At 62.5% G+C, this 11144-nt stretch carries 8 protein-coding genes, 1 tRNA gene and 1 pseudogene; 5 read left to right on the top strand and 5 right to left on the bottom strand.

Translation table 11 applies throughout. From position 1 onward, the window contains the following. Positions 1-70: 70 nt before the first annotated feature. Positions 71-147: transfer RNA gene (locus AA098_RS26570), tRNA-Arg, on the bottom strand. Between the two features lie 30 nt (positions 148-177). Between AA098_RS26570 and AA098_RS29020 the strand changes: the two are divergent. The 4 genes and pseudogenes from AA098_RS29020 to AA098_RS26555 form a co-directional block, all read left to right on the top strand. Continuing rightward, a pseudogene (locus tag AA098_RS29020) lies at positions 178-393 on the top strand (aryl-sulfate sulfotransferase); the annotation flags it as partial. Between the two features lie 222 nt (positions 394-615). Continuing rightward, positions 616-2058, top strand: a complete 1443-nt coding sequence (gene gabD / locus AA098_RS26565) for an NADP-dependent succinate-semialdehyde dehydrogenase (RefSeq protein WP_003255867.1) — start codon at positions 616-618, stop codon at positions 2056-2058. A gap of 182 nt (positions 2059-2240) precedes the next feature. Further along, the gene (gene gabT / locus AA098_RS26560) at positions 2241-3518 is read left to right on the top strand and encodes a 4-aminobutyrate--2-oxoglutarate transaminase (protein ID WP_003255866.1); all 1278 of its coding nucleotides are present in this window, start codon (positions 2241-2243) and stop codon (positions 3516-3518) included. A 137-nt stretch (positions 3519-3655) separates the two neighbouring features. Beyond that, positions 3656-4915: a response regulator gene (locus AA098_RS26555; RefSeq protein WP_003255865.1), complete on the top strand. Its 1260-nt coding sequence runs from the start codon at positions 3656-3658 to the stop codon at positions 4913-4915. Between the two features lie 102 nt (positions 4916-5017). Here AA098_RS26555 and AA098_RS26550 read toward each other — a convergent pair whose 3' ends face one another. Both AA098_RS26550 and desA read right to left on the bottom strand, forming a co-directional pair. Next, positions 5018-6046, bottom strand: coding sequence for a sensor domain-containing diguanylate cyclase (locus AA098_RS26550; RefSeq protein ID WP_003255864.1), 1029 nt, complete (start codon positions 6044-6046; stop codon positions 5018-5020). Between the two features lie 99 nt (positions 6047-6145). Continuing rightward, positions 6146-7330, bottom strand: a complete 1185-nt coding sequence (desA, locus tag AA098_RS26545; protein WP_003255863.1) for a delta-9 fatty acid desaturase DesA — start codon at positions 7328-7330, stop codon at positions 6146-6148. Positions 7331-7476: 146 nt separating this feature from the next. Here desA and dibA point away from each other — a divergent pair, with 146 nt between their 5' ends. Then, a complete protein-coding gene (gene dibA, locus AA098_RS26540; protein WP_033726065.1) occupies positions 7477-9372 on the top strand; it encodes a phosphodiesterase DibA in 1896 nt (631 codons plus the stop codon). Positions 9373-9400: 28 nt separating this feature from the next. Here the strand turns inward: dibA and AA098_RS26535 are convergent, their stop codons facing one another. Both AA098_RS26535 and AA098_RS26530 read right to left on the bottom strand, forming a co-directional pair. Then, positions 9401-10045: a methionine ABC transporter permease gene (locus tag AA098_RS26535; protein ID WP_003255861.1), complete on the bottom strand. Its 645-nt coding sequence runs from the start codon at positions 10043-10045 to the stop codon at positions 9401-9403. After that, on the bottom strand, positions 10035-11144 hold the full coding sequence (locus AA098_RS26530; RefSeq protein ID WP_033726693.1) for a methionine ABC transporter ATP-binding protein: 1110 nt from the start codon (positions 11142-11144) through the stop codon (positions 10035-10037). Before AA098_RS26530 ends, AA098_RS26535 begins: the two co-directional genes overlap by 11 nt.

The raw sequence follows: 11144 nt of genomic DNA, 5'->3' as shown, positions 1-11144 counted from the left end.
GGAGTACCAGAAAGGTGACATGGCGCACAAACGAAAAAGCCCCGGGCTCAGGCCCAGGGCTTTCTTGATATGGCGCACTCGGCGGGATTCGAACCCACGACCCCTGCCTTCGGAGGGCAGTACTCTATCCAGCTGAGCTACGAGTGCAACGCGCACGCATGATACCCATCTGTATCGTTGACGTCCATCGCCTTGATCTGTAGCTGTTTTTACCGTGTTGGCTGTGCAGATCCCCGGGGCCGGATACACGACAATACCGATCAAACTGTCGGCCAGGGTGGAACCGGCCGTAACTGGACCCGCGTCAATGCCGTCGACTACGCTGCCGATGGCGACAGCATCATCGTTTCAGCCCACCATCAGGGTGTGTCGAACATTGGCCGTGACAAGCAGTGAAACGATTTTTGGCGTCGCCCCGAGTCCGGCCGCCGCATCGTCTACCCTTTAGCGGCCATTCTGCGGGCGATTTCAGATGGGCTGTTCAACCATTCGTTCTTTTTTTCGAACAGCCTATTGTCCAACACCCCAGCAGCCGCTTAGCATTCGTTTGAGATTTCAAACGCTCGATGCCCTGCCTTGGGCGCTTTTCAACAATCAACAATTCGGGAAGCCGACATGCAGCTCAAAGACGCTCAGTTGTTCCGCCAGCAAGCCTATATCAATGGTGAGTGGCTGGATGCGGACAACGGCCAGACCATCAAGGTGACCAACCCGGCCACCGGCGAAGTCATCGGTACCGTGCCGAAGATGGGCACCGCGGAAACTCGCCGTGCCATCGAAGCCGCCGACAAGGCCCTGCCGGCCTGGCGTGCCCTGACTGCGAAAGAGCGCTCGGCCAAGCTGCGTCGCTGGTTCGAACTGATGATCGAGAACCAGGACGACCTGGCTCGCTTGATGACCACCGAACAGGGCAAGCCGCTGGCCGAAGCCAAGGGCGAAATCGCCTACGCGGCCTCGTTCATCGAGTGGTTCGCCGAAGAAGCCAAGCGCATCTACGGTGACACCATCCCAGGCCACCAGCCAGACAAGCGCCTGATTGTCATCAAGCAGCCAATCGGCGTTACCGCGGCCATCACCCCGTGGAACTTCCCGGCCGCCATGATCACCCGTAAAGCCGGCCCGGCCCTGGCCGCTGGCTGCACCATGGTCCTCAAGCCGGCTTCGCAAACCCCATACTCCGCTCTGGCCCTGGTCGAGCTGGCCCACCGTGCCGGCATCCCGGCTGGCGTGCTGAGTGTGGTTACCGGCAGCGCCGGCGAAGTTGGCGGCGAACTGACCGGCAACTCCCTGGTACGCAAGCTGTCCTTCACCGGCTCGACCGAAATCGGTCGCCAGCTGATGGAAGAATGCGCCAAGGACATCAAGAAGGTTTCCCTGGAGCTGGGCGGCAACGCCCCGTTCATCGTGTTCGACGACGCCGACCTGGACAAGGCGGTCGAGGGCGCGATCATCTCCAAGTACCGTAACAACGGCCAGACCTGCGTCTGCGCCAACCGTATCTACGTGCAGGACGGCGTCTACGACGCGTTCGCCCAGAAGCTGGCCGCTGCAGTTGCCAAGCTGAAGATCGGTAACGGCCTGGAAGAAGGCACCACCACTGGCCCGCTGATCGACGGCAAGGCTGTCGCCAAGGTCCAGGAGCACATCGAGGACGCCGTCAGCAAAGGCGCCAAAGTGCTGTCCGGTGGCAAGCTGATCGAAGGCAACTTCTTCGAGCCGACCATCCTGGTTGACGTACCGAAGACCGCTGCTGTCGCCAAGGAAGAGACGTTCGGCCCACTGGCGCCGCTGTTCCGCTTCAAAGACGAAGCCGAAGTCATCGCCATGTCCAACGACACCGAGTTCGGCTTGGCCTCGTACTTCTACGCCCGTGACATGAGCCGTGTGTTCCGTGTCGCCGAAGCCCTGGAGTACGGCATGGTGGGTATCAACACCGGCCTGATCTCCAACGAAGTGGCGCCGTTCGGTGGTATCAAGGCTTCGGGCCTGGGCCGCGAAGGTTCCAAGTACGGTATCGAGGACTACCTCGAAATCAAATACCTGTGCATCAGCGTCTGATAGCACGGTAAAGGCTTTACCTCTGCCAGCGGGGCGCGAGAGCGACGTCTCGCTGGCCTTTTTTACATTGCAGTACCTGGTGGCCAGGGCGTTCACGACAGTCGATCAACGAATACTGTTCGCGAGCACTCCCAGCCGCCCCCGAATAAAAGCGCCATTCCTGTCGGCGCAATGAGGGCATTATGAGCAAAACCAACGAATCCTTGATGCAACGTCGTGTAGCTGCCGTCCCACGTGGCGTCGGCCAGATCCACCCGATCTTCGTCGACACCGCGAAGAACTCGACCGTGATCGACGTTGAAGGCCGCGAACTGATCGACTTCGCCGGCGGCATCGCAGTACTGAACACCGGCCACCTGCACCCGAAAGTGGTTGCAGCCGTGCAAGAGCAGCTGACCAAGGTCAGCCACACCTGCTTCCAGGTGCTGGCTTACGAGCCCTACGTAGAGCTGTGCGAAAAGATCAACAAGCTGGTCCCAGGCGACTTCGACAAGAAGACCCTGCTGGTCACCACCGGCTCCGAAGCCGTTGAAAACGCCGTCAAGATCGCCCGTGCTGCCACTGGCCGCGCTGGCGTCATCGCCTTCACCGGCGGTTATCACGGCCGTACCATGATGACCCTGGGCCTGACCGGCAAGGTCGTGCCGTACTCCGCTGGCATGGGCCTGATGCCAGGCGGCATCTTCCGCGCCCTGTTCCCGAGCGAACTGCACGGTATCAGCGTTGACGACGCCATCGCCTCGGTCGAGCGCATCTTCAAGAACGACGCCGAGCCGCGCGACATCGCCGCGATCATCCTCGAGCCAGTACAAGGCGAAGGCGGCTTCCTGCCAGCGCCGAAAGAGCTGATGAAACGCCTGCGCGCCCTGTGCGACCAGCACGGCATCCTGCTGATCGCCGACGAAGTACAAACTGGCGCTGGCCGTACCGGCACCTTCTTCGCCATGGAACAGATGGGCGTTGCGCCTGACCTGACCACCTTCGCCAAATCCATCGCTGGCGGCTTCCCGCTGGCCGGTGTGTGCGGCAAGGCCGAATACATGGACGCCATCGCGCCTGGCGGCCTGGGCGGTACCTACGCCGGTTCGCCGATCGCTTGCGCCGCGGCCCTGGCCGTGATCGAAGTGTTCGAAGAAGAAAAACTGCTGGACCGCAGCAAGGCTGTGGGTGAGCGCCTGACCGCCGGCCTGCGCGAAATCCAGAAGAAGTACCCGATCATCGGCGACGTCCGTGGTCTGGGCTCGATGATTGCCGTCGAAGTCTTCGAGAAAGGCACTCACACCCCGAACGCTGCTGCTGTTGGCCAGGTTGTCGCCAAGGCTCGTGAAAAGGGTCTGATCCTGCTGTCTTGCGGCACCTACGGCAACGTCCTGCGTATCCTGGTTCCGCTGACCGCCGAAGACGCGCTGCTGGACAAAGGCCTGGCCATCATCGAAGAGTGCTTCGCTGAAATCGCCTGATGTGACGCGCTTCAGAAAAAACCCGCCTCGGCGGGTTTTTTTATGCCCAGATAAGCCATGTGGCGCTATGGTTATCGGAGGATTGGCTTTGGAAGCTGCGACGGACTGTGTGTCAGGGTATTCAGGAGTAGTTGGTGATGAGCGCTGCAGCCCCCACCCCACCAAGCGTACTGATTGTAGAAGGCGATCCTTGGGTACGGGACATGCTCAGCGAGATGCTGCTCAGCGTGCGCTGTGACGCCCGCCTGCAGGTATGCGCTGACGGCGCGCAGGCGCTCAGTGCCCTGTCCAGCAAGCCGGACCTGATCATCGCTGCCCGCGAGCTGGCCGGTGTCGACGGCCTCGACCTGCTGCGCAAGGTGCGCGCCAAAGGGCCAGGGGTGCCGTTCATTCTCATGAGTAACCGCAATGACAGCGCCAGTGTGCGCGAAGCGCTGCCCCTGCACCCCACGGCTTACCTGAGCAAGCCACTGAACCTGGATAACCTGCGCAAGCGCCTGCAAGAGTTGCTGCTGGCCGTTGGCGAGGAGATTGCCTGCCCGGTACCGGCGTTGCAGGCGGGAGCCAGCCTGCCAGCCTACCTTGAGCAGCGCCGCGCTACCGCCGATGGCGGGCCGCTGCTGGCCGATGTGCAGGTAGCGATCAATCGAGCGCTAAACCCCCAGGGCCTGAACCTCAGGGTGCTCGAAGAGGAGGTGCGTAACGACCCGCAGGTGACGGCGGTGCTGATCGCTGCCGCCAATAGTGCGGCATTGCACCGTGAAGCCCCGGTGCAGACGTTGCTGCAGGCCCTGAACAAGCTTGGCAGTACCCAAAGCATGAACCTGATCCTGGGCATGACCCTCAAGCGCAGCGCACGCCTCAGCGACCCACTGTTGGCAGAGCACGCCGCCCGTTACTGGGACCTGTCACTGCACACTGCCGAATATGGCCGCACCTTGGCGCGCATGCTCGAACTGGACGAGGGCCGTTGTTATTGCGCGGGCTTGCTGCATTGCCTGGGCGACCTGGCGGTGTTGCGCTGCCTGCAAGAGTGGCGGTTGGCCGGGGGAGACCTGGACGAGCGCAATGTGCAGCAATCGCTGGAAGAGTTTGGTGCGGCGTTCGGCTCGGCGCTGCGTACTCGCTGGCGTTTGCCGCTGGCACTGCGCGAGTTGATCGCTGCGATCTACCAGTTGGGCGGTGGCGTTTACTCGCGGGAGATCCTGGCCATGAACCTGGCTGGGCAGTTGTCGCGGCTGCCGGCTGGGCAGGGGCTGGAGAAGGTGGCCAGCGGCAAGACGGCGCGCCTGCTCAAGCTTGGCCTGCCGGAGCTGAGGCGGTTGCGCAAAGAGGAGAACCCGGAAGTAAAACCGCAAGAAGAACCGCCGGTGGCTGGGGCCGAGGTTTCCAGCTGAGATTCGGGGGCCGCATTGCGGCCCTTCGCGGGCTTGCCCGCTGCCACAGGTGTGGCGCCGGGCCCGCGAATACCGGCCAAAGCCGGTGCCCTTGCCACCTGATCAGCCGCGGACTATCTGGTTCTTGCCCTGCCGCTTGGCCTGGTACATTGCCGCATCGGCCCGCGCATACAGGCTGTCCAGCGCCACATCCTCATCGGTCAGCTCGGTCAGCCCCTGGCTCACCGTCACCCCGTACGTCTGCTGGCCATGGCTGAAGCTCAAGTGCTGAATCTGCCGTTGCAAGCGCTCGGCAATCTGCTCCGCGACCTGGGCGTTGCAGCCCGGAAACACCGCCGCAAATTCTTCGCCGCCAATGCGTCCGAACAGGTCGCCCCGGCGTAGCACGGCCTTGCCGCTGTCGGCGATGTGTTGCAGCACCTGGTCGCCTTCCTGGTGGCCATAGCTGTCATTGATGCGTTTGAAGTCGTCGATATCCAACAGCAGGAAAGCCAGCGGTGTACCGTCCTCGCGTGCACTGTCGAAGGCTTGCTGAGCACATTCGAAAAAGTGCCTGCGGTTACTGCTCTGGGTCAGCACGTCGGTGGTGGCCAGGCGCTGCAGTTCGCCTTCAAGCTGCTTCTTCTCGGTGATGTCTTCGGCGATACCGACAATGATTACCCGGTCGCCATCGTGCTGCTGGTTGATGTAGCACTTGTCGCTCAGCCAGCGCAGTTGCCCATCGGCATTGAGGATGCGGTACTCGCGGTCTTCCACCGCCCCCTTGAGCAGTACCTGGGCCAGGCTACGCTCGGCGAACTCGAGGTCGTCGGGGTAGATGCTGTCACGCCATTCGTTGTAGTCAGCCAGCACCAGGCTGACCGGGCGGCCGAAGATGCGCTCGTAGGCTGGGCTCACGTACAGCACCTGACGGGTTTCCCAGTCGAAGGCCCAAAGCACTGCGTTGACGCTGTCGAGCAACGAGCTGAACAGCTGATCACGCTCACTCAGGCGGGCAACCTCACCTTGGGCGTGGAGCAACGCCAGTAAAGTCTGGGCAGCTTCGGGAGGAGGGGTGCCGGGGAAAATCGTTGGAATGTTCTTGGCCATGTGCACGGAGCAGGTCTCAACGTGAAAGCGTGCGGCCAACATCCGGCCCGCCACGCAGGCGATATTCCGGATTCGAGTGGAGAGGCGGGGGCGAAGTTCCGAACGGCACGCCCCGTTGCGGGGCGTGCCGATCAACGGCGGTCAGGCGCCGGTCGGGCGCAGCGAGTAAGTCTTGAGTTGTGCTGCGAAGTCGCGCAGTGCCTGGATGCCGCTGGTTTCGGCCTCGTGTACCCAGTCTTTCATGGCAGCCAGCATGTCGTGGCCGTTGGCACTGGTGCGCGCCCAGATCTGCTGCAGGGCCAGGCGTTTTTCGTAGATGGTTTTCAGTGCCTGGCTGTGCGCGAGCATGGACTCGATGCGCACGTGGTGGCGGTCTTCCAGCAGGCTGGTTTCGCGCGAGAGCAGCCGTTTGGCACGGCGGAAGCGGTGACGCACCGAGGCGTCGACACGGGCCAGTTCCTGTTTCACCAGCGGGCCGATCACCAGCTTGCGGTACTGGGCCATGATCTGGAAGCGGTTGTTGAGGATGGCCATGGCGGTGTCCATGTCCAGGCTGGCCTTGCCGGCCACCCGGTGGGCGATGGGCGCCACGCGCTGCACCTTGGCCAGACGCAGCAGGCAGAACAAGCGGATCCACGCCCAGCCCATGTCGAACTCCCAGCGTTTGACCGAGAGCTTGGCCGAGTTGGGGTAGGTGTGGTGGTTATTGTGCAGTTCTTCACCGCCGATGATGATGCCCCAGGGCACCAGGTTGGTGGCGGCGTCGCGGCATTCGAAGTTGCGATAGCCCAGGGCATGGCCTAGGCCGTTGACCACACCGGCGGCCCAGAACGGAATCCACATCATCTGCACCGCCCAGATGGTGATGCCCAGGGTGCCGAACAGCAGCAGATCGATCACCGCCATCAGTGCGATGCCGCCCAGTTTGTAACGCGAGTACAGGTTGCGCTCAATCCAGTCATCCGGGCAGTTCTTGCCATAGATGCGCAGGGTTTCGGGGTTGCGTGCCTCTTCACGGTACAGCTCGGCACCTTTGCGCAGCACCGTGCCCAGGCCCTTGTACACCGGGCTGTGCGGGTCGTCGGGGGTTTCGCACTTGGCGTGGTGCTTGCGGTGGACGGCGGTCCACTCACGGGTGTTCTGCGCCGTGGTCAGCCACAGCCAGAAGCGGAAGAAGTGCTTGAGCGCGCCGTTGAGCTCCAGGGCCCGGTGCGCGGAGTAGCGATGCAGGTAGACCGTGACGCTGACAATGGTCACGTGGGTCATCAACAGAGTGATGCCGACCAGTTGCCAGGCCGACAGGTCGAGCAGGCCGTTATACCACATAGGTGCAAATACCCTCGAAATGCAGGGGGAAGGGCTGATTATCCCTTGGCGGGGAAATAAAACCAGTCAACCGTTGAGATAGGAGGTCACGACATGTTTCAGCCTTTATAATGCCCGCTCCTTTTTGATGGCCTTTCCCACCCGACATGTCTGTTTCCGTTCGCGACGCCTTGCGCATGGCTGCGCTGTATGTGGTGCTCTCGATCCTCTGGCTTGCGCTGGCAGAGGTGATGCTGCACAGCATGACTGACGACCCCTTGGCATTGACTGTGGGGCGGCAGATCAACGTGGTGGTCTGGGTGCTGCTCAGTGCCGTGCTGATCTACGTGTCGCGTGTGCGCCTGCTCAATTTCATCGGCCATGGCGCGCGTTTGCGTTGCGAAGACCGTGAACGGCTGCGCATGGCTGCCGCGGTGTTCGACAGTACCCTCGAGGGTGTGCTGGTGACCGACCGCCAAGGCCTGATCGTGCACGTCAATCGTGCCTTCATGCGCATCACCGGCTACCAGCAGGATGAGGTCATCGGCCATCGCCCGAGCAAGTTCAAGTCGGGCCGCCATGGCCTGGCCTTCTACCAGGAAATTTTTGCCACCCTGGCCGAGAAGGGCGAGTGGAGTGGTGAAATCTGGAACCGGCGCAAAAGCGGGGAAATCTACCCGCAGTGGCAGACCATTTGCGCCATTCGTGATGACGAAGGTGAGCTCAGCCATTACGTGGCGGTGTTCAGTGACATCAGCGCCATCAAGCATTCGGAACAAGAGCTTGCCTACCTCGCCCACCACGACCCGCTGACCGGCCTGCCCAACCGCCTGCTGTTTACCGACCGGGTGGAGCAGGCATTGGCGGCGGCGCAGGCCAACAAGCGCGGTTGCGCCCTGTTGCTGCTGGACCTGGATCATTTCCAGAGCATAAACGACGGCCTGGGCCATACCATTGGCGACCAGTTGCTGAAGCTGGTAGGTGAGCGTCTGGGAGAGGTGTTGGGTAACGGCATGACCCTGGCGCGTCTGGGCGGCGACGAGTTCGGCGTGCTGGCCGAAAACTGCCAGCAGGTTGGCCAGGCGGGCAAGCTGGCGCAATGCATCATCGAGCGCATGCGTGAGCCGTTTCAGTTCGAGGGCAATCGTCTGTTCATCAGCGCCAGCGTCGGAATCAGCCTGTTCCCCAGCGATGCCTTGAGTGCCGAGCAGTTGCTGCGCAATGCCGACTCGGCGTTGTACAAGGCCAAAAGCAACGGTCGGGCCTGTTATGCGCTGTACACCGAAGAGCTGACCGCCCACGCCCAGCATCGGGTCGAGACCGCCGCCGAATTGCGTCGGGCCCTGGAGCAGGATGAACTGCGGGTGTACTTTCAGCCGGTACACGACTTGGCGACGGGCCGGCAGGTCGGGGTCGAGGCGTTGGTGCGCTGGCAGCACCCCGGGCGCGGCCTGGTACCGCCGAGTGAGTTCATCCCGATTGCCGAGCGCACCGGCCTGATTGCCGAGATCGATACCTGGGTGCTGCAACAGGCCTGTCGGCAAATGGTGCAGTGGCAGGCTGAAGGCCGGCAGCTGGCATTTGTTGGGGTGAACATCTCCAGTCGCCTGTTTGGCCAGCATGAGCTGTATCGGCAGGTAGCCGAAGTGCTGCACGACACCGGCCTGGCCCCGGCCTTGCTGGAGCTGGAAGTGACCGAAAGCGCGGTGATGGAAGACCCTGAGGTGGCGCTGGAGCAACTGCACCGCTTGCGCGAACTGGGGGTGACCCTGGCCATCGACGACTTTGGCACGGGGTATTCGTCACTGCTGCGGCTCAAGCGTTTGCCGGTGCAGAAGCTGAAAATCGACCAAGGGTTTGTGGCTGGGTTGCCAGTGGATGAAGACGACATCGCCATTGTGCGGGTGATCATCGCCTTGGCCCGTAGCATGGGTATGCAGGTGCATGCCGAGGGCATCGAGCAGGCGGAACAGGCCAGCTTCCTGTTGCAGGAGGAGTGCCAGTTGGGGCAAGGGTACTGGTTCGGGCGGCCAGTGCCGGCTGCGGATCTTCGCTGGGATTGAGACCGGGCTGCAAAGCAGCCCTCAGATTTCAACGCTTGTTCAAACCCTTCGCCAGGCGGTCCCCGCCCAGCTGGATCAACGCCACTAACGCTACCAGCATGGCGATCACGGTCAGCATGATCTGGCTGTCGAAACGCTGGTAGCCATACCGATAGGCGATATCCCCCAGCCCGCCGGCACCAATCGCCCCGGCCATCGCCGACGAGTTGATCAAGGTCACCAAGGTAATGGTGAAGCCCCCGACGATCCCCGGCAGCGCCTCGGGCAACAGTACATGCCAGACGATGTGCCAGCGCCGGCAGCCCATGGCCTGTGCGGCTTCCACCAGACCATGGTCGACCTCACGCAGGCTGACCTCGGCAATCCGCGCAAAGAACGGTGTGGCGGCAATGGTCAGCGGCACCACTGCCGCCCACACACCATAAGTGGTACCCACCACCAGGCGGGTGAAAGGAATCAGCGCAACCATCAGGATCAGAAACGGAATCGAGCGGAACAGGTTGACGAAGGCGCCCAGCACCCGGTTCAGCAGCCGCGCCTCGAAGATCCCACCCTTGTCGCTGGTGACCAGCAGCACCGCCATGGGTACACCCACCAGCAGGGCGATCAGTGACGAAACCCCAACCATCAGCAGCGTATCAAGCAAGCCTTCCAGCAGGCGATCAAACCACATGGCCCAATACCTCCACGTCCTCGGCCCAACGGCGGGCACGTTCCAGCAATTGATGGGTGTCGTGCGGCGAGTGTTGCACCGAGAGGATGAGTTGCCCCAAGGCATGTTCGCCGATGGTTTCCACGCCGCCCTGCAGCAGACGCACACGCCCGCCCAGGTCGTTGAACAGGGCAGACAGCTCTGGCTCGCCAAGCACCGTCAGTTTCAGCACTACGGCGCTGTTGCCGCTCGCCGGGTGGGCCTGGAGGCTGGCTTGCAGTGCGGCGGGTAGCTTGGCCTGCAAAGGGGCGAGCAGGGTGCGGGTAACCTCGTGACGAGGTGAACCAAACACCCGCCAGACCTCGCCCTGCTCGACCACTGCACCGCGTTCCAGCACCACTACCCGGTGGCAGATGTCGCGAATCACCGCCATTTCGTGGGTGATCAGCACGATGGTCAGCCCCAGGCGCTGGTTGATATCGCGCAGCAGCTCCAGGATCGAGGCGGTGGTTTCCGGGTCCAGCGCCGAGGTGGCCTCGTCGCACAGCAGGATCTCGGGGGTGTGCACCAGTGCCCGGGCAATGCCCACGCGCTGTTTCTGCCCGCCGGACAGTTGCGCCGGGTACACGTGATGTTTTTCCTGCAGGCCGACCAGTTCCAGCAACTCGCGCACCTTGCGCTGGCGTTCGGCTTTTGCCACGCCGGCGACTTTCAACGGCAACTCGACGTTCTGCCACACGGTCTTGGCCGACATCAGGTTGAAGTGCTGGAAGATCATGCCGATGCGCCGGCGCAGGGCCACAAGCTGGTCCTCATTGAAAGGCGCGATATCCACCTGGTCGATCAATACGCGGCCCTGGCTGGGTTGCTCCAGGCGGTTGATGGTGCGCAGCAGTGATGACTTACCGGCGCCGCTGCGGCCGATGATGCCGAAGATCTCGCCATGGCGGATGTTCAAGTCAATGCCTTGCAAGGCCGGTTGCGCCTGGCCCGGGTAGGTCTTGCCCAGGCCGATGAAGCGCACGTGGGCTTCATTGACCTCGGGGCGCAGGGCCTGTTCCCTGGCCATAGGCGGCAGTGCTTGGGGTGTAGGCGCCCTGAGCGCGCTGGCCTGGCTCAT

This window comes from Pseudomonas sp. JY-Q (genome assembly GCF_001655295.1).
Taxonomy (GTDB): Bacteria; Pseudomonadota; Gammaproteobacteria; order Pseudomonadales; family Pseudomonadaceae; genus Aquipseudomonas; species Aquipseudomonas alloputida.
This window is presented reverse-complemented; position numbering and strand designations above follow the sequence as displayed.

Coding starts and splice junctions, on each gene's coding strand:
- AA098_RS26535 (WP_003255861.1), bottom strand. CDS start 10,045: ATGTGGTTTGATCGCCTGCTGGAAGGCTTGCTTGATACGCTGCTGATG.
- dibA (WP_033726065.1), top strand. CDS start 7,477: ATGTCTGTTTCCGTTCGCGACGCCTTGCGCATGGCTGCGCTGTATGTG.
- desA (WP_003255863.1), bottom strand. CDS start 7,330: ATGTGGTATAACGGCCTGCTCGACCTGTCGGCCTGGCAACTGGTCGGC.
- gabD (WP_003255867.1), top strand. CDS start 616: ATGCAGCTCAAAGACGCTCAGTTGTTCCGCCAGCAAGCCTATATCAAT.
- AA098_RS26530 (WP_033726693.1), bottom strand. CDS start 11,144: ATGAGCCAGGCCAGCGCGCTCAGGGCGCCTACACCCCAAGCACTGCCG.
- AA098_RS26550 (WP_003255864.1), bottom strand. CDS start 6,046: ATGTTGGCCGCACGCTTTCACGTTGAGACCTGCTCCGTGCACATGGCC.
- gabT (WP_003255866.1), top strand. CDS start 2,241: ATGAGCAAAACCAACGAATCCTTGATGCAACGTCGTGTAGCTGCCGTC.
- AA098_RS26555 (WP_003255865.1), top strand. CDS start 3,656: ATGAGCGCTGCAGCCCCCACCCCACCAAGCGTACTGATTGTAGAAGGC.